The organism is Pseudalkalibacillus sp. R45 (assembly GCF_052246725.1).
Taxonomy (GTDB): Bacteria; Bacillota; Bacilli; order Bacillales; family Fictibacillaceae; genus Pseudalkalibacillus.
The window spans coordinates 1-23,044 of the sequence record NZ_JBQQCL010000002.1; the positions used below are offsets into that span (position 1 = coordinate 1).

Here is a 23,044-nt window from a genome sequence, read left to right on the forward strand (position 1 = left end):
CATTTGTGCTCCTGCGTCTACAAGAAAGTCCTGTCGAAGCGAGCTTCCTCGTCGCATGCCTTGCGAGGAGATTATTCAGGTAGTAGGCACGCTGATCCCGCAGGACAAGGAAAGCTTCGGCAGCGTTTCATCGCAAGAAGAAAATGTGATTTTCATTTTCGAGGAGTCTCGTACCTTGCTCTCCAATCAACTTGCACAGGTGAGTTTTTTAAAATGACTCAAAAGCAACCATCTTTTAGAAAAGAGACTTTTTTTATGTACATTTCCCATGATTTATGTACAGTTTTCATCAACATTTGATGTTGTTCGACAAGATAGCAGTATATAAGGCAGGCGAATACACGCAGAAAGGGAACGAGTTTTCGAAAATTAGAAATGTCCGATTCCATTCAGTATAATGGGGAGAGCATACATAAAGATTGGAGTATTCAAAAATGAGACAGATTACGTTGATCGCTACTGCAGCGATGGGATTAGAATCGATTGTCGCCAATGAAGTTCGACAATTGGGTTATGAAAAAGTACAAGTTGAAAACGGAAGGATCATTGTCGAAGCTGACGAACGTGCGATTCCACGTTTGAACTTATGGCTTCGTACAGCCGATCGTATTAAACTTAAGATCGGATCCTTCAAGGCGTTATCCTTTGAAGAGTTGTTTGAACAGACCAAGGCCCTGCCATGGGGAGATTTTCTGCCCGAGGATGCAGAATTCCCGGTCATTGGCCGTTCTGTAAAATCAAAGTTATTCAGTGTTTCGGATTGTCAGGCGATCGTCAAGAAAGCGATCGTTGAAAAGATGAAGGAAACGTATGGTGTCGAAGGGTGGCTGCCTGAAAACGGCGCATTTTACAGGGTAGAGGTTGCCTTGCATAAAGACATAGCGACATTGACGATCGACACGAGCGGAGAAGGATTGCACAAACGAGGATACCGTTATTTGCACAACGAAGCACCATTGAAAGAAACGTTGGCGGCAGCCTTGATTCAATTGACGAACTGGAAGCCGGACAGGCCGTTTCTCGATCCATTCTGCGGTTCTGGAACGATTCCGATCGAAGCTGCGATGATCGCGAAAAATATCGCTCCAGGATTGAACAGGGAGTTTGCGTCTGAAAACTGGTCATGGCTCGATAAGAAACTATGGTACCAGACCGTTGAAGAAGCGCACGATGTTGCAAACTTCGAACTGCCAATCGATATAATGGGCTCGGATATCGATCACAAAATGATAGAACTCTCTGAGAACAATGCGAATGAAGCTGGTTTTGAAGATGATATCCGGTTCAAACAAATGCAGGTGAAGGATTTCCATACAAAATCAGAGTATGGATATGTAGTCGGAAATCCTCCATATGGAGAGCGGTTAAATGAAAAAGACTATGTAGAGGCGTTATATGCGGATTTAGGAGAAGTTTTCAGGAAGCTCGACACCTGGTCACTCTATATTCTTACATCACATGATGGCTTCGAGACGTTATACGGGGAAAAGGCGTCGAAAAAGCGGAAGCTCTATAATGGTGATTTGAAATGCCATTACTATCAATTTTTCGGTAAAAAGCCACCTCGTAGACATGTCGAGGTTTAACAACTGAACAATCCACCCATACTAGGAGTAATCAAACTAGGTGGGTGGATTGTTATGTATGAACGGTATAACGATATCGAACGAGTGACGCAGGCGATGAATGCTTTAAAAAGCTTGAATGAACCATGTTATGAGGGTGCATGTCAGAGCATAAGTGATGAGCTTCATAAAGCAATCGCGTTTGAAACCGGAAACCACCGAGATATGAGCAGATACTCGTCAACGTTATGGATACAAGAAAACTGAACTGGCTAAACAGCTAAGTTCAGTATTTTTATGCGCTGGAACAAGTTACAGGACAACTTATTTACTGATTCTACCCCAAATAACGACCGTGCTATCCGTTAAATCTTATTAAAATTTCACGTACCGTACTTAGAATCAAAATTTCGAATAAAGCAATATTTTATAAACATTAAAGGATTTTCTTTATGTGATGTCAAATTAGTAGGATGGGCTTGAAACACGATACATAGTAGGGGGATGAAATAGATGACAAGTACAACAGCAAATAAAATGGAGCAAAAGTTCCAGGAGCTTACCCAACGAATCACAAGCTATAATGAAGCGATTGGCTTAATGATCTGGGATCTAAGGACTGGAGCGCCGAAACGAGGAGTGGAGCAGCGTTCCGAAGTGATCGGTATGTTATCTTCAGAAGTATTCAAATTATCCACTTCAAAAGAAATGAAAGAATGCTTGAATGCGTTAAATGATTCTTCACTTCATCCAAACTTGAGTGCTATTACGAAAAGAGCTGTACAAGAAGCAAAAGAGGAATATGAAAGGAACGAAAAGATTCCAGAAGCAGAATATAGAGAATATGTCATTACCCAATCAAAAGCTGAAAATGTTTGGGAAGATGCAAAAGATGCATCAGACTTTTCAATCCTGCAACCGTACTTGGAGAAACTTGTCCAATTCAAAAAGAACTTCGTAAGCTATTGGGGTCATGATGGACATCCATATAACACATTGCTCGATTTATATGAGCCTGGAGTCAATGTCGAGACGATAGACCGTGTATTCAATCAACTGAGAGAAGCGATCGTACCGCTTGTGCAGGATGTGGTCAGCTCGAAGCAGCAGCCTGATACTTCATTTTTATTCGAGCATTTTCCAGCGGATAAACAAAGGGATTTCAGCATGCATGTACTGAAAAAGATGGGTTATGATTTCCAGGCTGGCCGACTTGATCAGACGAATCATCCATTCGCGATCGGTCTGAATCCGGGAGATGTTCGTGTCACAACGAAATATGATGAAGCGGATTTTAGAACTGCTGTTTTCGGGACGATCCACGAAGGCGGCCATGCGTTATATGAACAGAATATAAGTGGAGACCTCATTGGCACACTCTTATGTACAGGTACTTCAATGGGAGTCCATGAGTCCCAATCCCTGTTCTGGGAAAACTTCGTAGGACGTAATCAAGCGTTTTGGGAAAATAACTACGAAACATTCAAGTCGTATACGAATGGGCAGTTCGATAAGGTTTCCATGGATGATTTTTATCGTGCGATCAATGTTGCAGGTCCATCCTTGATCCGTATTGAAGCAGATGAAATGACATATCCATTGCATATCATTATTCGATATGAAATCGAAAAAGGATTGTTCAGCGACCAGATTCAAGTCAAGGATCTTCCTGGTATCTGGAACGAAAAAATGCAGGAATACCTCGGAATCCAACCAAAGCATGATGGAGAAGGTGTTTTGCAGGATATTCACTGGTCCGGTGGAGACTTTGGATACTTCCCGTCATATGCACTAGGTTATATCTATGCAGCACAACTGAAACAGGCGATGTTGAAAGATCTTCCTGATTTCAATCAGAAGCTTAAAGATGGCAACCTTTTACCCATCAAAGAATGGTTGACGAAGAATGTACATCAGCATGGGAAAATGAAAAAGCCGATCGAAATCATCAAGGATGTAACTGGGGAAGGATTGAATGCTCAGCATCTGATCAACTATTTGACAGATAAATATCGTAACGTTTATAAAATCAACTAATCAATAAAGAAAATCCCCGCTTCCGATCATGTTTAGGAGTGGGGATTTCTTTGCATTACCTTTTGTAGAATTTCATCTCGTTCATGATCATCAATTAGAGAAAAGAAGTTCAAGATCATCGTGTAGCAGGAAATCTTCTTTTTGATATTCGTAGGCATTTGTCGTCCCCCTTTTTCTTTAAGGCAACTTTTTTTCTTATAAACAATATATGTTGTTCAATGAAAAGTGAGACAATTAAAAGAAGGTTTTGAAGAATTTTAAGCGAAGTTTATAAAGTGGAAGGTTTGAAATGGCGTGTTTCGTGAAAGGTTATTAAATAACGATACAGGATAAAGGAGAGGATTCGAAATGGGTTTCCAAAATCCAGATCAAGCGGCTATCAATGAAATTTTAAAAACGAAGAAGCGTATTGCTGTTATAGGTCTTTCCAATAAACCACATCGAATGTCTTACCAGGTTTCGAAATACATGCAAGATAACGGCTATGAGATCATTCCGGTCAATCCGACGATCGATGAGGCTATGGGGATTAAAGCTTATTCATCACTAAAAGATGTAGAAGGTCCGATTGATATCGTCAACGTGTTCAGGCGCAGTGAAGAACTTCCTGCGGTTGCAGAGGAAGTGAAAGGAATTGACGCTAATGTGTTTTGGGCCCAACTCGGACTTATCAATGAAGAGGTTGTTGATATCCTTGAAGGTAAAGGTATGACTATCATCATGGATCGTTGTATTAAAGTTGAACACGCAACAATGTAAAAGGAATTAAAAGGAATTGAACCACTCCAGGCTGGGTGGTTCATTTTATTCACATTTAAAGAAAGTATAAATACTTTCTTCAATATAAGGGCAACTAAAGCTCAGCCTGCGCTAAGGTTTGTCTTTGCCAAGTTTTCTTTATCCCATAGACTTCTGAATGAAAAGTCGAATTTCGGGAAAAACGAATGATAACTCGGGAAATGGGACAAGTTGAACGGTATGATATAATGATTCATTGTGAGAAGAAAACTTCACAAACGTACGGTTCATACCGATACTTTTCATGAACATAAACATAAATAGAGATTGTATGTGAACAAATGTTCTGATAACATTACTATAAAAAATGATTGTCTGAGTATTGAAAGGGGCACGAGGGTTTTGGCTACGAGAGAACAGCTTTCATATAATGATGATGCAATCCAGGTATTGGAGGGTCTAGAGGCTGTCCGAAAACGACCTGGTATGTATATCGGCAGTACTGACAGTCGCGGTTTGCACCATCTTGTATATGAAATCGTAGATAACGCAGTTGATGAAGCATTAGCAGGGTATGGGAATGCCATCACTGTAACCATACATAAAGATAACAGCATCAGTGTCAAGGATGAAGGGCGAGGTATGCCCACAGGTATGCATAAGACAGGGAAGCCAACTCCGGAAGTCATTTTGACGGTTCTTCATGCTGGAGGTAAATTCGGTCAAGGTGGATACAAGACGAGTGGCGGACTGCATGGTGTAGGTGCATCTGTCGTCAATGCGCTCTCCGAATGGCTAGAGGTAACCATCCATCGGGACGGTGTCATCTATAACCAACGTTTCATCAATGGTGGAAAGCCAGCGACCACTCTTGAAAAAATAGGATCAACGAGAAAATCAGGGACGATCATCCATTTCAAGCCGGATCCGTCTATGTTCTCAATGACAACATTCAACTACGAAACATTAAGTGAGCGTCTAAGAGAAGCAGCATTCCTTTTAAAAGGCATGAAAATCGATTTGATTGACCAGCGTGATAACGAAAATGAAAATACCGTATTCCAGTTCGATACAGGAATCCAGGCATTCGTCGATTATTTGAATGAAGAAAAGGATACGCTGCATCCCGTCGTATCATTCCAGGGATTTCAGAATGCGATTGATGTAGAGTTCGCGTTCCAGTTCAATGACGGCTATTCAGAAAACATGTTATCCTTCGTCAACAACGTCCGGACGAAAGACGGGGGCACACATGAATCGGGTTCGAAAACGGCAATGACACGTGTTTTCAATGAATATGCACGTAAGACCGGGCTGTTAAAAGAAAAGGATAAGAACTTAGATGGTTCGGATATTCGTGAAGGACTTACAGCAATCGTTTCTGTCCGAATTCCCGAAGAGAAGCTTCAGTTCGAAGGCCAGACGAAAAGTAAGCTCGGTACGAGTGACGCACGCTCTTCTGTGGATGCGGTCGTATCCGAACAGTTGAACTATTTCTTAGAAGAGAATCCGAAAATCAGCGAAATGCTCATCCGTAAATCTGTGAAGGCAGCACAAGCACGTGAAGCGGCGCGAAAAGCTCGTGAGGATGCACGGAATGGGAAGAAGAATAAACGGAAAGACTCGATGCTCAGCGGGAAGCTGACACCTGCTTCATCACGTAATGCGAATAAAAATGAATTATATCTTGTAGAGGGTGATTCTGCAGGAGGTTCCGCTAAACAAGGGCGTGACCGCCGTTTCCAGGCGATCTTGCCACTTCGAGGGAAAGTCATCAACACGGAAAAAGCGAAGTTACAGGATATTTTTAAAAATGAGGAAATCAACACGATCATCAACGCAATCGGTGCTGGAGTCGGAGCAGACTTTACAGTTAAGGATTCGAACTATGACAAAGTCGTTATCATGACAGATGCGGATACAGATGGCTCTCATATCCAGGTTCTTTTGCTGACATTCTTCTACCGTTACATGAAACCGATGATCGAAGCAGGAAAAGTCTATATTGCACTTCCTCCTCTTTATAAAGTGAGTAAAGGAAAAGGCAAGAAAGAAATCATCGAATATGCCTGGGACGAAGACGGCTTGAAGCAGGCTATCAAGAAAGTCGGTAAGGGCTATACGATCCAACGCTACAAAGGTCTTGGTGAAATGAACGCGGATCAATTATGGGAAACGACCATGAATCCTGAAACGCGTACACTGATCCGAGTGAAAATCGAAGATATCGCACGTGCAGAACGTCGGGTATCTGTCTTGATGGGTGACAAGGTCGAACCAAGACGGAAATGGATCGAATCGAACGTGGCCTTTGGATTGGATGAAGAGACGAACATCTTAGAAAATGAGAACCTTGAAGTTGTTGAGGGGGAGTAAGCTTTGACGAATGCAGAGAAATTTTTAGATTTACCATTGGAAGATATCATTGGCGATCGTTTCGGCCGATATAGTAAATACATCATTCAAGAACGTGCTTTACCTGATGCACGCGATGGGTTGAAGCCTGTACAACGGCGTATCCTGTATGCGATGTATCAGGATGGAAACGTGTCCGACAAACCGTTTCGTAAATCAGCGAAAACCGTCGGTAATGTAATCGGTAATTATCATCCGCACGGTGACACATCCGTCTATGACGCGATGGTCCGTCTGAGCCAGGATTGGAAAGTGCGGAATGTACTCGTAGAAATGCACGGAAACAACGGAAGCATCGACGGGGATCCTCCGGCTGCTATGCGTTATACAGAGGCACGGCTTTCTCCGATCGCTTCAGAATTGCTCCGTGATATCGATAAAAAAACCGTCGACTTCACACCAAACTTTGATGATACGCAGGAAGAACCGGTTGTCCTTCCAGCATTGTTCCCGAGTTTGCTTGTCAATGGTTCGACGGGGATTTCTTCAGGGTATGCAACGGAAATCCCGCCACATCACCTTGGCGAAGTGATTGATGCCGTTACAATGCAAATCGATAAGCCGGAGAGTACAGTCGATGAGCTGATGACCGTCATCAAAGGACCGGACTTCCCGACTGGAGGTATCATCCAGGGTGTCGATGGCATCAAGCAGGCATATGAAACCGGTAAAGGGAAAATCGTCATCCGTGCCAAGACTGAAATCGAGGAACAACGCGGCGGTCGTCAACAAATCGTCATCACAGAGATTCCTTATGAAGTGAATAAAGCGAACCTCGTGAAACGGATGGATGAGCTGCGTATCGATAAAAAAGTCGATGGCATTTCGGAAGTTCGAGATGAAACAGACCGAACTGGGCTGAGAATCGTAATCGAATTGAAAAAAGAAGCAGATTCACAGGGTGTCTTGAATTATCTATTCAAGAATACCGACCTGCAGATTTCCTATAACTTCAATATGGTTGCGATCCATAACCGTACACCGCAATTGATGGGACTCAAAAAGCTGATCGATGCCTATATCCAGCACCAGCGTGAAGTGGTGACGAACCGCTCTAAATATGAATTGAAAAAAGCCCAGGATCGTCAACATGTCGTTGAAGGATTGATCAAGGCGATTTCGATTTTAGATGAAGTGATTGCGACAATCCGAGCATCTAAAGATAAAAAAGACGCGAAGAATAATTTGATTGAGCAATATGCATTTACTGAAGCTCAAGCTGAAGCGATCGTTACGTTACAGCTATACCGATTGACAAATACCGATATCAAGACATTGGAAAAAGAAGCAGAAGAGCTTGAAAAGCAAATCAAAGAACTGCTTACGATTTTGAACAGCGAACGGAAATTGCTATCTGTCATCAAAAAAGAATTGGCGCGAGTGAAGAAAACCTACGTTGATAACCGTCGGTCTGTCATCGAAGCAGAGATCCAGGAAATCAAGATCAACCTGGAAGTGATGATTCCTTCTGAGGATGTCGTCATCTCTGTGACAAAGGAAGGCTATGTGAAGCGGACAAGCCCTCGTTCCTATTCCGCATCGAATGGGGAACCCCCTGGCATGAAGGATACCGATCGCGTCTTGAAGATTTACAATGGAAATACCACCAATACGATGCTCGTTTTCACGAATAAAGGGAACTATCTCCACATACCAGTCCATGAATTACCGGATATCCGCTGGAAGGATGCTGGTCAGCACGTCACGAACATTGTTTCGATCGATCGTGATGAAACAGTGGTGGACGCAATGATCGTGGAGGAATTCAAGGCAGATGAATATTTGTTGTTCTTTACGAAAAATGGAATGGTCAAGCGGACAGAACTTTCGAATTATAAGGCACAACGTTATTCAAAACCACTGATGGCACTGAAATTGAAAAAGGAAGATGAACTCGTTGATGTTTTTGTAACGGATGGTAAAAAAGAAATTTTCATTGCGACGTACAAGGGATATGGCCTCTGGTATGAGGAAGAAGAAGTTAGTGTGGTCGGCCAGCGCGCTGCAGGTGTCAAAGCGATCAACCTGAAGGATGATGATCATGTCGTCAGCGGATTTGTTAAAGATAAAGACAAACGCACAGAAGTTGTCGTCGTCACGAATCGCGGTGCTGTGAAGAAAATGCGATTGGAAAATGAATTTGAACGGACATCCAGAGCGAAACGTGGCGTTGTCATGCTACGTGAACTCAAATCAAATCCGCACCGAATCGTCAAAGCGCTACCTGTAAGTGAAGAGTATCTCTTCTGGATCGAGGCCGAAAAAGGAAAAGAAGAAGTGATCGATCCGACGCATCTCCGTCCGGCTGACCGGTACAATAACGGGTCATTCATCATAGACGTAACAACAGAAGGAAAGATTGTAGACGCCTGGAAACGGAAAAAAGAAGAAGAATAATCCAAAACATAGGGACTGTCCCAAAAGTGTGTGACACATTTCTTTTAGGGCAGTCTTTTTTATGTGTTTTTAGACGTTGCGCTATAATGGAAGTAAGATGTATATAGATGGAAGGGAGAGCGCCGTGAGTATTCAATTCATTGAACTAACTGAACCTACCATATCCCTTGTGGATATGCTAAACCGATGGGAAAACGATTCTGCTTTGATTCCATTGACTCGACCAAACAAAAACGAGGAAGAGTTGGCGTATAGAGGGAATATGACTATGGAAGATTTGACAAAACGATTGGAACACCATCACATCTATCTGATTTATTATGATGATCAGCTGATTGGAGAAATGAACTATATGATCGATCCTGGACATCTCTTCAAAAGAGTACCGGGAACCGCGTGGATAGGGATAACGATTGGTGATCCAAATGGCCGTGGAAAGGGGGTAGGATATCAAGCGATAAAGTATTTGGAAGAACAAATCAGGCAGCAAGACCTTGAACGTATTGAACTAGGCGTGTTCGAATTTAATACACACGCACATAAGCTTTATCAAAAGTTAGGTTATCAGAAAATCGGCAGGATCCAAGATTTCACCTACTGGAAGGATAGAATGTGGGCTGATATTCGTATGGAGAAGATATTAAGGTGATAATGTTATTGGGCTATGGTTAAATTTTAAGGCGTTAGCATCGCACATCTGGTCAGTGCCAAAGAATAGGATAGCAAGTACTTACAGGATTTTTTTAGCTGGAGGTTATAATGCTTAAATTGGTATGTTTTGGAGATAGCATAACTGCTAGAAATGAAGGATATGCTAAACCAATTCTAGCTACGAAGCTCTCTTCAATATTAAAAGATTTTGAAATCATTAATTCTGGTGTTGCAGGTGATAACACTTTTGATGCTTTAAAAAGAATTGAGAAAGATGTGGTTAATCATAATCCTGATTTAGCAACCATTCTTTTTGGAGCTAACGATGCCGCATTTCATAAAATGATTGACTTAGAGACGTTTGAAAATAACATGATTAAATTAGTACATAGTATTAGCCCAGAAAAAACCATTTTGATTTCTCCTTCTCCAGTAGATGAAGAGAAGCAGGATGCAAGGAATAATAAGACCTTAAGGGAGTACGCTTTAATTGTAAAAAAAGTTGCTGAATCAAATGGTTGCTATTTTATCGATTTGTTCACTGAAATGCTCGCCCGGGATCATTTTCAAGAAATACTGAAAGGGTTAGAAAATGATGGGCTGCATTTTGGTGAAAAAGGTTATGATATATTGGCTGATTTAATAATCAATAAGATTGAAGAAATAAAGTTTAGAGGAGGGAGATAATATTTGAAGAAAGGTCTGATTTCATTATTAGGCGGGATAATTCTTGGTGTACTGATCTCTTTCTTAACCCTTGATTACAAGGGTTCAACACTCAATGATATGGGAAAAGATAATGTATCTGGTGCACCTATGCAGACGGTACAAGAAATAGATATCGACGTATTAATGAATGGACTTTTGATAGTAGCAGGGATCTCTATTTTCATCTACCTGATTTGGACCTTGTTAGAAAAACGTACTTAAATAAATTAAAAGAAACTTCAGCGTACTCTGTTTCTTGACAGGGTACGCCTTTTTAATGGGTGGCAACTTAAAATCAATCTAATTTACTCTTTTGCTACGTAAAACCGTTATGAATCCGTCCAAAATGTCATGGCTGATGGAAAACCCTTTGCGTTTATAGAATTCAAGGGCACCAGCATTGCCATTAGAGACAAATATGAAATAATCCTGGACATCCTCGAATTGTTGCAACCAGTCTATAGACATATTGAATAGAGTAGACCCGACCCCAGACTTCCTGTATTCTTGCTTAATATAAAATTGGGATAAACACCCGACATTAGGTGTACCGACTGAAGATAGGTCAAAAAATGTTGCAAAATCATTTGAATAGGCTTCTTTTGGAGAAATGTTTGAATAGACATACCCTACGATTTTATCCTCATCTTTTACGATTACCGTATAATTGTGGATCGCGTTTTTTACAGAAGGGAGCAATCTGGTTTCAAAACTCATGTTATCAAACAATTCTGGTGTTATGTATGCTTTCGATTTTTGAAAGGCCATGAGCTCATTACAAATATCACGGCAGTAATCTATTTTTTCTTCAGGTAGAATTTCATATTTTAATTCCATTTTCTCACTCCTTTACTCTTTCAAAGTACGATATAATTTTAATACATTGTGAAATTAATACAAGTATGCAGTTTTTTCTGACTTAGTCAGAAAAAACTGAGTAATGGGGGATTGTCAATGAACTGTGACGAATCAGGAATCAAAAATATAAAAGATTGCCCATTAACGTATGCCTTGAACTTGATTGGAGGTAAGTGGCGGCTTCCTATCATCTGGGCATTGAGCCAGAACGAAACATTGCGTTATAACGAATTGAAACGAAACATCGATGGAATCACCAACATGATGTTATCCCAATCGTTAAAAGAAATGGAGAGTTATGGGCTCATCGTCCGTAAACAATACATGGAGGTCCCGCCAAGAGTCGAATACTCGCTGACAGAAGAAGGGGTAGACTTGATAAACAATTTAGAATCACTTGCTAAATGGGGAAAACGAATGCAAAATAAATGATGTTTTCAATAGAAAGGAGGGATGGCAACGAAACCATCCCTCTGATTTTTAAATTCATTTATCAATGAGTCAATTCCATTTCACCTGATTGCGAAGTCGTCTTCTGAACTTTTCTTCTATGATTCACCACGTTTATTTCCGCTCCTACCATCAAAATCAATCCTGTTAAAAAGAACCAGATCATCATGACGATGATTCCACCTAAACTTCCATATGTTGCTGAATAGCTGCCAAAATTACTGACATAAAACGAAAATGCGAGTGAAATCAGCAACCACAGAATGGATGCGAGACAAGCGCCAGGAATAATTTCTTTTACAGGTGATTTCTTAGCTGGTGCGAATCGATAAAGGACCATCAGGACTCCTGTAATGACAACGATACTGATGACCCATCGTAAAATGTTCAATAACAACTTGATGTGGTCGGGCATTGGGACAAAGGAATGCACCATTTTTATAATGACCTGTCCGAATACAGGAAGGACTAGAGCGACTACAAATGCAATGATCATTCCGAAAGTCAGTCCGATCGAGAGTAACCTGACCAAAATGAAAGATCTGCTTTCCTCTACATCGTACGCTTTGTTCGAAGCTTTTATAAAGGCATTGATACCATTGGAGGCAGACCAGATTGTTCCTAAGATACCAACAGTAAGTAATCCTCCGTTCGGTGTTTCGACGACACTGACAATATTCTCTTTAAAAATGGAAGTTGTTTCATCTGGTAATATTTTGCTCATGTAATTCATGACTTCTTCTCCACTTATATTCAAATACGGTACGATTGATAGAAGCAAAATCAGCATCGGTACAATCGAAGTAATGATAAGCCTGGGCTGCTGCTAATAGTGGGACATCATCTTTTTGAAACTCTCCACTAATTTCTTTTGCATAATATTTTATATTCATAATACACCTCTCTTGATTTAGGATTTTCCCGTTTCTATCTCCTTCCCCTCAGAATGGGGAGTTAATCTTGTTATTAAAAACGTTTTTCTAATATAAGAATCGGGTAAAGATGTTCAAGGAGGTGTGGTGATCGGTGTTGGTTTATATCGGGATTTTGTTGATTGCTGTGTCATTTGCTGTGATTGTATTTTATCTGGTACGAATACTCCACAGCGTCAACGGTGCTGTTAATAGCCTCGAGCATTCAGTAGATCAATTGGAAGGACAAATGGAAGAAATAACAGGCGGTTCAAAGCATCTTGTTAAGGAAACAAGTCATATCGTCGATGACATTCATCACAAGCTTCATTCTACATCTGGATTAGTACAAACATTACAGCATGTAGGTGGACTCCTTGATCATGCGAACCGAACGATAAATCGCTCTGCAGATCATTTTTCTTCCCATGCTAATGGACAATCCAAGCAAATTGTCAAACTTGTTAAATGGGGAAATGCAGCGTTTCGAATTTATAAGGAAAAAAATAAAAGAAAAGAGGGATGATATGGATTTAGTTGGGATTGGCGTTTTGATCATTGGCCTGGCATTTGTAGTATTAACCATTTTTCTTGCACGTGTACTAAATAATTTAGCAACTGTTATAAAAGGTGTAGATCAAACTGTCGAACAATTACCTGGTCATTTGAATGAAATCACGAAACAAACCGGAGACCTTATCTATAAAAGCAATGACACGCTCGCAGATGTAAATGAAAAATTGAGAGCATTAAGCCCTTTGTTTTATATAGTCGGGGATATTGGAGAAACGTCTAGAAAGTTATCATCATCACTTGTGGATGCCACCAGTACAGTGAAGAAAAACACCTCCGAAGGAAAGGATATCGTCCATAAACGCGACTTGGGCGGTATATATGGTGCTCTTGCACTGGGATATTATTGGAATCAGAAACGTAAGGCGAAAAAATCTTTAAAAGAGGAGCAAATCTAATGGAAAATAGTAAAAACAACTCAGATAAAAAGAAATTATTGGGGATTATCAGTTCTTGTTTCGTTACAGGTTTTGTCGGTGGAATCAGTTACGCAATAAATAAAGAAAGCAAGCGTAAAGGAATCTCCATACCTACACTTTCTAAAGAAAAGTATGATCATAAGAAAGAGGACTTCTACACCCATGGAAGAAATCAATATATCAGTATTAAAAAGGCAGCGGATGATGTCAGCAAAGATGCATCATTGAATGCCAAAAAGGAAATCGCAGCATCAAAATAAGGTGTAAAATAGGACTGTGAACAGCAGTCCTATTTTTTATGCAGGGATTACTGTAGAACTATAGAAAATGTAACGAGGAAATATGTAAGGGGCTGGGAAAGTGACAAATGAATTATTAAATGATTTCAAACAGTTTTTAGAGAGATATCGTGAATCCTGGAACAGCTTAGACGCTAAGAAAATGGTGAACCACACTTCAAAAGAACTGAAAGCGAGATGGGCTTTACCTGAATTAACCTTGGATGATTGGGGTTATGAACGTGCACGTGAAGGATGGGAACAAGCTTACCAAAGTCTTGAACGTATAAACCCAAGATGGATGTTTGAAGATATTCTGATCGAAATCAATAAGCAGCAAGAGGGTATAGCTGTTTTTTGGGTGACGCTTGAACTTGATGGGGAACTTATAGATGATAAGCTTCTTTTTGTAGAAACCTTCCATAAAGAAAATGGGGAATGGAAAAAAGTCCGGGAATATGTTGAGACGAACTTTGATACGATTGATTCCACAAAGGGGGGAGCAAGTGAATTATAAAGACCTCATGAAATTGAAAGGGTACCATCTTTCACTCGAACAAATTTCTGAACGAAGAATGAAGGATGTGAGACTAAGGATAATCGTAAATAGAAGTGATAACATAATGGATCTTCTGATTTTCCACATTATGACAGTAATGTAACCACCTATCAGATCGATTTTTCACATTATGTTACATATTCAGTTATTTATGAGGATTATACGGTATGGAATGAGGCTGAAATTTTTCAGGGTGAATCATTCCGTGCATATGATCGATCGAAATATTTCGAGTTTATACAAAAAGAATCAGTACTGCCAGATAAAGAATGCGAACATTATTCATTGGTGTGCCATGAACATAATGTGGATGTCATCTCTTATGTTGAACCGATTATAAGTGAAACAGCTTTTTATAAAAATCTCTTTTAGTGAGGGCGAACCGAAGCTGGGAATCTCGCTTGGTCCGCTGATTCCGCTGGAGTCTCGTATATTTCATCCATTTACAGGTTTCAATCAATCAAAAGTTTTTTAATAGCAACCAACTTTTTTAAAACAGCATTATAAAGTATCAAAATAGGTAAGGGATCTATTTCCAGAGTGTCTGGCACTTAGAAATAGATCTTTTTTTGGTACATTTTTTTCATTTTATCACTATAAAAAATAATACCTTGCATTATTAGGTAATATAATATATAAATAAAATAGGGGGTGAGAAAATATGGAAATTAACAAAGAAGTACTTAAAGGGCATATAGACACATTGATTCTATCGTTATTGGATACAAGGGATATGTATGGCTATGAATTAGCTAAACTGGTCAGGGAGAAAAGCGATAATCAATTTGAACTAAAAGAAGGGACGCTTTATTTGTCCTTAAAACGACTTGAAAAGAATAAATGGATTACTTCTTACTGGGGGGATGAGCAAGGGCCAGGAGGAAGACGTAAGTATTATAAGCTCACTCCATTAGGACAAGAGGGTTATGAGAAAAAACGATCGGAGTGGCAATTTGTAAAAAAAATAATAGATTCATTTTTGGAAGGGGGAAAGAAGTATGAAGCGCATTGATGTATTTGTCGAATCGGTCTATCAAAATATCGGAGGAAATAATAAAGAAATCCAAGAACTGAAAGATGAAATGAGAAACCACCTCATGGAATCGGTTCATGAATTAAAATTAGAAGGTAATTCAGAGCAAAAAGCAATTGATATTGCCATTGAACGATTTGGTGAAGAAACAGAATTACGCTCTATTGTGGGACAATTATTCGAAGTTCAAAAATTATTTGCCAAAAGGATACTTTATTTAGCAATTGGCTCTCTTTTACTCACCTTATCAGTGTTTTTGTTTCATTGGCAAAATGCAGAATCGAATGCACATGAACTTTCTATAATAGCAACAGATATATTCGATGAATTGGAAAATACAGCAGCCATCCCTTCTGAACTAAGTAAAGAAATTGAGCAATTAGTACTTAAAACAAATCATATTGTTGAAGTAAGCATCTATGATTCTAACAAAATTAGGAGAGAAGGGATTAACTTTGTAAGTTACAATACTGATGTGGCCGAAGCAGAATACCAATACGAAAGGACACTATGGGCTCCTAAATGGTTAGGTGTTGATTTCTTTCCATATGGAAACGGAAATGAACAATGGTATGTTGAAATGAGACATCGAAGCTTCGGTACGCTATTCACTATTATTTTGTTTGTGGGAATTGCAATCTATTGGACTTTATTTACGATTTGGGCCACCGTGAATGCATATCATCAAAAACGATTGAATATCCTTTGGGTTATTGCTTTTGGTTTATTAAATGTATTAGGGTTTATTATTTATCATTTTTCCACTAATAAAAATCAGCAGCGTATAAGTAGTATTAAAACATGAAGAACATCTTCTGGATTTCTAAGACGTCTTTCAAAGATAGAAGGCGTCTTTTATTTATTTGGTTTTGTTAATCTTCGTTGTTGATTTTACACTTAAAGAAAAGGCTCAGCCAGCGCCAAATGCTTGGCTTTGCCAAGTTTACTTTAAACGAAATTCACGACATTCCTGCGAGAAAAGCTGGCCAGGTGAGACCTCGCCACGAACTGTCCAAGTTCGTGAGGAGGATTACGGTTCGCCAGCGGAAAGGGAGTTAATTTCGAAGAAATCAACATCATTCTTTAACAAAGCCATTTATTTAAATAGTATCAAGAGATAATAAATCCTATTTTTTTATTTGTTTTTTAAGAGGAACTTTGTCTTAATATCTCGAAATAAGTTAAGACATTACATATTCTGTCTGAGCATACAAGGAGGTCCAAATTGAGAAAAATATTGCCAGCATCCATTCTTTCTTATACCCAGTATGGTTATCTAAAGGTTGCCAAGTCACTTAAAAGCCATTGTCCGAAGTGTGGGAAAACCGGGAATTTTACTTTGAAAGCAAATTATTATCAGGTAAAGAAAACTGGATTGTTCGCAGAAGGGCATTGTTCCGAATGTAAGAAACCATCCGTGTTTGTCATCATGCTGGATGAACGTTCAGACCACAACATCCAAGAAGCTGAAATTTATATCTATGATCCAATGGCTTCACAAGGTCGCATGGATCAAATCCAGGGGAACAAGAACATTCCTAAAGATCTTATCAGATCCTATACTTCTGCCTTGAATGTCAGTCAGTCGAAAGACAATTCTGCAACTGCAGTCATGTCGAAAAGAGTGATTGAAAGTGTTCTCAAAAATTATCTTGGAGAGAAAACGAAAGAACAATCCCTTTCTCAGCAATTCGAGCAATTACCAAAGCATGTCGATTTATCTAAACCAATCCAATCACTGAGCCATTTAGTTCATCCAGATCGTCCTTTTTACGAAATGCTTGAGCTGGAAAGGGAAATCGATGATGAGACAGCAGCCTTGTTGATGGAACTCCTGGAAGGCCTTATTGAATATCTCTTTGTCCTTCCTGAGAAAATCGAATCTGTACATACTGAAATCGAGCAAAAACTCAAGTAGCAACAAGGAGTAAGGTCCTGGTCATTATTGGGGACCTTCTTTTAATGGCCAGATGACCTAGGTGACTAATCGGGTTGCTTCCGTTTTCGATTGATCATGGAAAGGGAGTAAATTTTGTAACCATCAAAATGGCTATTGGTTATAGTTGATTTACATTTGAATTTAGGCTAGAGTATAGGAATTAATCATCATTGTTAAAGGAGTCGCATAATGAAAGTCGCCTATTTAGGACCTAAAGGAACTTTTTCAGAGGAAGCTGCTGTTCGATACTTTTCATCTAACCAAATGGATGGGCTGATGTGTGAATCCATTTTAGATGTTTTGGATGCAATTAGGAATAAGGAAGTCGAAAAAGGGATTGTCCCGATTGAAAATTCAATTGAAGGAACAATCAATATTACAATAGATGGCTTGTTGATGAATGACCTTTTCATTGAAGGGGAAGTCATACTGCCTGTGGCTCTACACTTGTTAGGTGTAAAAGGAGCGGATCTCAATAAGATCGAAGAGGTCTGGTCGATTCCCCCTGCTTTAGCGCAATGTCGCGATTACATTCAGTCTTTAGGGGCATCCAGCCGACATTTCAACAGTACCGCTGCTGCAGCAAAAGCTGTCCGGGATGAAGCTAAAGTGGAGTTCGGAGCCATTGCCTCAGAATGGTCAGCCAAAGCTTTCGGGTTGGAGTTAGTTAAAGAAAACATTCAAGATTTCACGGAAAATCATACCCGATTTGTCGTTGTTTCGAACCCTCCTGAGGAGATTGCTCACTCAGAAAAAGCAATGTTGGTCATCACTCCATTTGAAGAACGACCTGGGGTGTTGGTCACGATATTGAATGTGTTTGCATCGTTATCAATTAATCTCTCTTGGATTGAATCACGTCCAACTAAAAAGAAGTTAGGCACATATCGCTTTTTTGTCGAAACACAAAAGGGAGTAGAGGATTCGGATATGATCAAAGCGATGACGATCCTTGAAACGTACGGGCACCATGTTCAAATCCTCGGAAGTTATAATACGACGAAACTTTAATAGGGGGGGTTATGGGAGAATTATTCCTTTCCGGAGGCGGAAATGCCGAACAGACACGTGAGGTAAACGAATATTTTATCCAAAAGATTGATCCTGTGAAACCGCTACTTTATATTCCTCTTGCAGGTGATCCCAAGTTCAGAACCTATGATCGTTGTCTGGATTATGTGAAAAGTATGTTCAATCCACTAGGAGTGAGTGAAATCATGATGTGGACTGATCTCAGAGAGAAAACAATTGATGATGTTACACCATTTTCAGCTGTATATATAAGTGGCGGAGACCCTACTCCAATCATTGCGATACCAGAAGGCACAGCCGTTTATGCAACACCCCATAAATTATCAGTGTTAGGTTTAGATGAAGCTTATTTGTTTGATAAAGAAAATAAGGCCGTCATGGAAAAGGTATAGGGAGATAATTTATTTTCACGTAAGAGCATGTAATTAAATATAGCGATCAAAACAGCTTCTCCTATGCAATAGTAGGTTTAATCCCGATAGTAAAAGGGAAGGATTAACCACTAGGAGGAACCTATGAAAAAAATATTAGCATATACCATTAGTATGATATTATTCGTATCAGCAATCGCAGGAATTATTGCAATGAATCAGAAGCAAGAAGCCAAAACAAAGGAAAGCACAAATTTGGTAGCATTGGGGGATTCGCTTACCTATGGTGTTGGTGATGATATGGGTAGCGGATATGTCGATGATCTTCAAACACTGCTTTCAGACCATCATGATGGCGCAGTTACCGTCCAGAATTTTGGAATACCTAACCAGCAAACAGATGGGCTGTTATATCAGCTTCAACATACAGATGTTAAAGACAATTTAGACGATGCGGATTATTTCATCATTTTTATTGGTACCAATGATGTCCTCAAAAGTAACGGCAACAACCTGCTTCCTATTTATGAAAAACGGTTGAAAGCAGGAAAAGCGGATTATGAAAAAAATGTAATAGACATCATGACGATTATTCGGGATGAAAATCCGGACGCACCTATTTTATTTCTTGGCCTTTATAACCCATATCCTTCATCTGCAAAAATAGAGCAAGTGATTGAAGAATGGAATGTTACAAGCCAGAAGATCGTCAACAACTATCCTCGTGTGAAATTCATTTCCACGAACGAGCTATTTCAGGAAAAATCCACTGAGTATTTCAGTGATTCCCTGCATCCCAATAAAAAAGGGTATAAATTGATCACGAAGAAAATCGTAGAAGAATATGATTTCTAAGAAGGTTGTCCAAAAGGGCAGCCTCTTGTTTTTGTAGATATTTTTTCATATTTGTAGATAATTTTTTATTTTTGTACATAATTTATTATTTTTGTAAGTTGACCCTTCAATTTTGTAGATAATGCCTGTTTATCACGTTCAGATGACTAAAGTCTAATAACGACAACTGTTTTTAGTGTTAATTGATGCAGAATTTGACCTAGATAAAGCACATTTCTCCAACGAATTTCCCATTTTGAAAAAAAGCTTGTTTCATTGTCGTGTTTCTGGTAGAATAACAAACAATTAAATTTAAAGGCCACACTTCATGCAAGTTTGAAGTGATGGTAGAGGCGCGAAGACCATTAGTATTTTGCATGAAGAGGTTGGGCTCTAATGAGTGCAAAAGGAAAGGGGAATTCGCCGAAGCTGGATTGTCGTCTCAACAAACATCCGGCTGGACCTGTATTGAATAAGTACAGGGCTGTCATACGACCATGCTCCCTGCTGGCGTATGGAGGACTATCTCACGTAAAGGGAATAAGTGTGGCAGACGTTTGAGGATCGACTCTCAAGTCTGGCGATTTGTTTTATTTCAACCATTTAAACAATGGTTGCGGATGAACGTCCGTCACACTTCTATTGAGTCGATCTTTTTATTTCTCAACATGAAAGGAATGGAATCATGGCATTAATCGTACAAAAATATGGTGGTACATCTGTAGGATCGATTGAACGAATTCAAAATGTGGCTAATCGTGTCATTGATACTTACAATCAGGGCAAGGACGTAGTCGTTGTTGTTTCAGCAATGGGAAAAAGTACTGATCATCTGATTCAAATGGCAAATGACATTTCTGATAATCCCTCAAAAAGGGAGCTTGATATGCTCGTATCGACAGGAGAGCAAGTTTCGATGTCGTTGTTGGCAATGGCTTTACAACAAAAAGGATATCAATCTGTCTCACTTACTGGCTGGCAAGCTGGTATCAAAACGGAAGCTGCACATGGGAATGCAAGGATTCTAGACATCAACAACAAGCGAATCAATGGACACCTGGCCGAAGGAAACATTGTCATAGTTGCTGGATTCCAAGGTTTGACTGATGAAGAGGAAATCGCGACGCTCGGCCGAGGTGGATCTGATACGACAGCTGTCGCATTAGCCGCTTCTTTAAAAGCGGAAAAGTGCGAGATCTATACGGATGTCACAGGGGTATACACAACCGATCCAAGAGTTGTTGGAGGAGCTAGGAAGCTCGAATCGATCTCCTATGATGAAATGCTTGAAATGGCGAACCTTGGCGCGGGAGTATTACATCCTCGGTCTGTCGAATTCGCTAAAAATTACAACGTTAAGTTAGAGGTCCGGTCAAGTATCGAAAAAGAAACCGGCACCATGATAGAGGAGGAAGTTTCAATGGAAGGCAATCTTACAGTGCGAGGAATCGCGTTTGAGAGTAATGTAACAAAAGTGACCGTTCATGGTTTACAGGATGATATCAATACATTAGCAAAGTTATTCACGATCCTTTCAGACCAAAAAATCAATGTAGATATCATCATCCAGAACACCAATGGTAAAGAAGCGACGGATATCTCTTTTTCATTGGATTCAGAGGTGCTCAATCAGGCGTTGGAAGTATTGAGTGAATATCAACCAGAGTTGAATTATGACCATATTACGTATGAAGGTGACCTTGCGAAAGTTTCGATCGTAGGTTCAGGAATGATTTCCAATCCAGGTGTTGCTGCAAAAATGTTTAACGTATTATCTTCTAATGGGATCAAAATCAAGATGGTCAGCACATCCGAGATCAAGGTCTCTACAATCGTGTCTAGCACCACAATGATTTCTGCAGTGGAATGCTTGCATGAAGCATTTGAACTCGAAGAAAGAAAAACAGTCGAAGTTTAATAACTGCTTGATCTATTGCTATACGTGGATTTGGAAAGACCAATCGCAAAAATAATCAAAACATTAAAAAAGATTGTTGACATTCCTTATTGGAATAGTTAGAATGATAATCAAATTAAATCTTATCCAGAGTGACGGAGGGACCTGGCCCAATGATGTCCGGCAACCTGCATGATGCAAGGTGCTAAATCCAGCAAAATGGATTCCCATTTTGGTAGATAAGGTGAAACACTGATTAGCCTAAAAGTCTTCCAAATTGGAAGGCTTTTTTACATGTAAGCTTTGTTAAATAATACTGTTGATATCTTCTAAGTTTGATTGAAGCGAAATTTGCGACACTCCTGCGGGAACAGCGAGTCATACGAGACCTCACAGCGAACTTAGGTTCTTCGACTAAAAACCACCACGTCCTGTGGTGAACGTCGAAGCCACCACATCCTGTGGCAGTGAGCGAGGAGGCTTGCGGATCGCCCGCGGAAAGGGAGCGAATTTCCGGAAAATCAACAATAAAGTATAACAAAGTAAAGATTTAAAGAAACGAAAAGGCTGCTGACTAGACAAACTAGAGGCAACTTTAACCTTTGACCAGGTTAGAGTTGCCTCTTTCTTTTTCACAGAAGAGATTGGAGGGATTGAAATTGGCACAATTATTATCGTATGAAACATGGTCTGACAACAACCTGGAGATCTCGATCGATAATGAAACCAAAGGGGCTTTAAACGTTTTAGAGTGGGCTTATGACTTGTATGGAGAGGATATCATCTATGCGTGCAGTTTTGGTGCTGAAGGTATCGTATTGATTGATTTGATTTCGAAGGTGAATCCTGAGGCGAAAATCGTTTTCCTTGATACAGGACTTCACTTCACAGAAACCTATGAATTGATTGATAGGGTGAAAGCTCGTTATCCCAAATTACAAATTGATCTGAAAAAACCTGAACTGACAGTGGAAGAACAAGCTGAAGCATATGGAGAAAGCCTATGGGAACGAGATCCGAACCGATGCTGCCATATTCGCAAGATTGTTCCACTTACACAAGCATTGTCTGGCCACAAAGCCTGGATATCGGGGCTTAGAAGAGAGCAATCACCTACGAGAAGAAACACGGAATTCATCAATAAAGATGAAAAGTTCCAAGCTATCAAAGTTTGTCCATTGATTCACTGGTCTTGGAAAGATGTCTGGCGATACATTCATACCTATGACCTCCCTTATAACGTCCTGCATGACCAGGGTTATCCAAGCATCGGCTGTGAGAAATGCACCTTGCCGACGGAGGATGGAGCAGATTTACGGGCGGGGCGATGGACGAATTTGAAAAAGACTGAATGTGGTCTTCATCTATCCTGATGAGGA

Annotated in this window: 27 protein-coding genes and 2 riboswitches; of the genes, 23 read left to right on the forward strand and 4 right to left on the reverse strand. The window is 40.0% G+C overall.

Translation table 11 applies throughout. From position 1 onward, the window contains the following. Positions 1-55 precede the first annotated feature (55 nt). The 4 genes from ACTWQL_RS05715 (at position 56) to ACTWQL_RS05730 (ending at position 3,602) form a co-directional block, all read left to right on the forward strand. Positions 56-217 carry a hypothetical protein gene (locus ACTWQL_RS05715; protein ID WP_443141490.1) on the forward strand — a complete coding sequence of 54 codons (162 nt, stop codon included), beginning with the start codon at positions 56-58 and terminating at the stop codon, positions 215-217. A gap of 217 nt (positions 218-434) precedes the next feature. After that, positions 435-1,586, forward strand: coding sequence for a THUMP domain-containing class I SAM-dependent RNA methyltransferase (locus ACTWQL_RS05720; protein WP_443141491.1), 1,152 nt, complete (start codon positions 435-437; stop codon positions 1,584-1,586). A 54-nt stretch (positions 1,587-1,640) separates the two neighbouring features. Continuing rightward, positions 1,641-1,832 (forward strand): hypothetical protein, encoded by a 192-nt coding sequence (locus ACTWQL_RS05725; RefSeq protein WP_443141492.1) that lies wholly within the window; start codon positions 1,641-1,643, stop codon positions 1,830-1,832. A 246-nt stretch (positions 1,833-2,078) separates the two neighbouring features. Continuing rightward, positions 2,079-3,602, forward strand: a complete 1,524-nt coding sequence (locus tag ACTWQL_RS05730) for a carboxypeptidase M32 (protein ID WP_443141493.1) — start codon at positions 2,079-2,081, stop codon at positions 3,600-3,602. 32 nt (positions 3,603-3,634) lie between these two features. Here ACTWQL_RS05730 and ACTWQL_RS05735 read toward each other — a convergent pair whose 3' ends face one another. Next, positions 3,635-3,760: a hypothetical protein gene (locus tag ACTWQL_RS05735; RefSeq protein ID WP_443141494.1), complete on the reverse strand. Its 126-nt coding sequence runs from the start codon at positions 3,758-3,760 to the stop codon at positions 3,635-3,637. A gap of 190 nt (positions 3,761-3,950) precedes the next feature. On the opposite strand from ACTWQL_RS05735, the gene ACTWQL_RS05740 reads away from it, so the two are divergent. The 6 genes from ACTWQL_RS05740 to ACTWQL_RS05765 all read left to right on the forward strand — a co-directional run bounded on the left by ACTWQL_RS05740 (position 3,951) and on the right by ACTWQL_RS05765 (position 10,733). Then, entirely contained in the window at positions 3,951-4,361 is a 411-nt protein-coding gene (locus ACTWQL_RS05740; protein ID WP_443141495.1) for a CoA-binding protein, read from the forward strand. Positions 4,362-4,742: 381 nt separating this feature from the next. Next, positions 4,743-6,716, forward strand: a complete 1,974-nt coding sequence (gene parE, locus ACTWQL_RS05745; RefSeq protein WP_443141496.1) for a DNA topoisomerase IV subunit B — start codon at positions 4,743-4,745, stop codon at positions 6,714-6,716. Positions 6,717-6,719: 3 nt separating this feature from the next. Then, a complete protein-coding gene (gene parC / locus ACTWQL_RS05750) occupies positions 6,720-9,152 on the forward strand; it encodes a DNA topoisomerase IV subunit A (protein WP_443141497.1) in 2,433 nt (810 codons plus the stop codon). A gap of 124 nt (positions 9,153-9,276) precedes the next feature. Beyond that, on the forward strand, positions 9,277-9,801 hold the full coding sequence (locus ACTWQL_RS05755; RefSeq protein ID WP_443141498.1) for a GNAT family N-acetyltransferase: 525 nt from the start codon (positions 9,277-9,279) through the stop codon (positions 9,799-9,801). A 110-nt stretch (positions 9,802-9,911) separates the two neighbouring features. Further along, entirely contained in the window at positions 9,912-10,490 is a 579-nt protein-coding gene (locus ACTWQL_RS05760; protein ID WP_443141499.1) for an SGNH/GDSL hydrolase family protein, read from the forward strand. A gap of 3 nt (positions 10,491-10,493) precedes the next feature. Next, entirely contained in the window at positions 10,494-10,733 is a 240-nt protein-coding gene (locus ACTWQL_RS05765; RefSeq protein ID WP_443141500.1) for a hypothetical protein, read from the forward strand. Positions 10,734-10,811: 78 nt separating this feature from the next. Here ACTWQL_RS05765 and ACTWQL_RS05770 read toward each other — a convergent pair whose 3' ends face one another. Next, positions 10,812-11,348 carry a GNAT family N-acetyltransferase gene (locus ACTWQL_RS05770; protein ID WP_443141501.1) on the reverse strand — a complete coding sequence of 179 codons (537 nt, stop codon included), beginning with the start codon at positions 11,346-11,348 and terminating at the stop codon, positions 10,812-10,814. Positions 11,349-11,465: 117 nt separating this feature from the next. Here ACTWQL_RS05770 and ACTWQL_RS05775 point away from each other — a divergent pair, with 117 nt between their 5' ends. Then, on the forward strand, positions 11,466-11,801 hold the full coding sequence (locus ACTWQL_RS05775; protein WP_443141502.1) for a winged helix-turn-helix transcriptional regulator: 336 nt from the start codon (positions 11,466-11,468) through the stop codon (positions 11,799-11,801). Positions 11,802-11,862: 61 nt separating this feature from the next. Here ACTWQL_RS05775 and ACTWQL_RS05780 read toward each other — a convergent pair whose 3' ends face one another. Together ACTWQL_RS05780 and ACTWQL_RS05785 are read right to left on the reverse strand one after the other, a co-directional pair. Continuing rightward, on the reverse strand, positions 11,863-12,609 hold the full coding sequence (locus ACTWQL_RS05780; protein ID WP_443141503.1) for a YihY/virulence factor BrkB family protein: 747 nt from the start codon (positions 12,607-12,609) through the stop codon (positions 11,863-11,865). Continuing rightward, entirely contained in the window at positions 12,521-12,712 is a 192-nt protein-coding gene (locus tag ACTWQL_RS05785) for a hypothetical protein (RefSeq protein WP_443141855.1), read from the reverse strand. The genes ACTWQL_RS05780 and ACTWQL_RS05785 overlap by 89 nt, the downstream gene beginning before the upstream one ends. 133 nt (positions 12,713-12,845) lie before the next feature. On the opposite strand from ACTWQL_RS05785, the gene ACTWQL_RS05790 reads away from it, so the two are divergent. The 12 genes from ACTWQL_RS05790 (at position 12,846) to ACTWQL_RS05845 (ending at position 23,038) form a co-directional block, all read left to right on the forward strand. Beyond that, positions 12,846-13,256, forward strand: coding sequence for a DUF948 domain-containing protein (locus ACTWQL_RS05790; RefSeq protein ID WP_443141504.1), 411 nt, complete (start codon positions 12,846-12,848; stop codon positions 13,254-13,256). 1 nt (position 13,257) lies between these two features. After that, positions 13,258-13,701, forward strand: coding sequence for a DUF948 domain-containing protein (locus tag ACTWQL_RS05795; RefSeq protein WP_443141505.1), 444 nt, complete (start codon positions 13,258-13,260; stop codon positions 13,699-13,701). Continuing rightward, positions 13,701-13,982, forward strand: coding sequence for a hypothetical protein (locus ACTWQL_RS05800; protein WP_443141506.1), 282 nt, complete (start codon positions 13,701-13,703; stop codon positions 13,980-13,982). The genes ACTWQL_RS05795 and ACTWQL_RS05800 overlap by 1 nt, the downstream gene beginning before the upstream one ends. A gap of 100 nt (positions 13,983-14,082) precedes the next feature. Beyond that, complete coding sequence (locus tag ACTWQL_RS05805; RefSeq protein WP_443141507.1) at positions 14,083-14,517, forward strand: hypothetical protein; 435 nt, start codon at positions 14,083-14,085, stop codon at positions 14,515-14,517. Positions 14,518-15,220: 703 nt separating this feature from the next. Further along, entirely contained in the window at positions 15,221-15,571 is a 351-nt protein-coding gene (locus ACTWQL_RS05810) for a PadR family transcriptional regulator (RefSeq protein ID WP_443141508.1), read from the forward strand. Continuing rightward, positions 15,558-16,397, forward strand: coding sequence for a permease prefix domain 1-containing protein (locus ACTWQL_RS05815; protein WP_443141509.1), 840 nt, complete (start codon positions 15,558-15,560; stop codon positions 16,395-16,397). The genes ACTWQL_RS05810 and ACTWQL_RS05815 overlap by 14 nt, the downstream gene beginning before the upstream one ends. 420 nt (positions 16,398-16,817) lie before the next feature. After that, a complete protein-coding gene (locus ACTWQL_RS05820; RefSeq protein ID WP_443141510.1) occupies positions 16,818-17,510 on the forward strand; it encodes a hypothetical protein in 693 nt (230 codons plus the stop codon). Positions 17,511-17,720: 210 nt separating this feature from the next. Continuing rightward, complete coding sequence (gene pheA, locus ACTWQL_RS05825) at positions 17,721-18,542, forward strand: prephenate dehydratase (RefSeq protein WP_443141511.1); 822 nt, start codon at positions 17,721-17,723, stop codon at positions 18,540-18,542. 11 nt (positions 18,543-18,553) lie between these two features. Next, the gene (locus tag ACTWQL_RS05830) at positions 18,554-18,955 is read left to right on the forward strand and encodes a hypothetical protein (protein ID WP_443141512.1); all 402 of its coding nucleotides are present in this window, start codon (positions 18,554-18,556) and stop codon (positions 18,953-18,955) included. 123 nt (positions 18,956-19,078) lie between these two features. After that, positions 19,079-19,789, forward strand: coding sequence for a DUF459 domain-containing protein (locus ACTWQL_RS05835; RefSeq protein WP_443141513.1), 711 nt, complete (start codon positions 19,079-19,081; stop codon positions 19,787-19,789). Between the two features lie 319 nt (positions 19,790-20,108). After that, positions 20,109-20,301, forward strand: a riboswitch (Lysine riboswitch). Positions 20,302-20,453: 152 nt separating this feature from the next. Beyond that, a complete protein-coding gene (locus tag ACTWQL_RS05840; protein WP_443141514.1) occupies positions 20,454-21,686 on the forward strand; it encodes an aspartate kinase in 1,233 nt (410 codons plus the stop codon). Positions 21,687-21,805: 119 nt separating this feature from the next. Beyond that, a riboswitch (SAM riboswitch) is annotated at positions 21,806-21,911 on the forward strand. 413 nt (positions 21,912-22,324) lie between these two features. Next, a complete protein-coding gene (locus ACTWQL_RS05845; protein WP_443141515.1) occupies positions 22,325-23,038 on the forward strand; it encodes a phosphoadenylyl-sulfate reductase in 714 nt (237 codons plus the stop codon). The last annotated feature ends 6 nt before the right edge of the window (positions 23,039-23,044 follow it).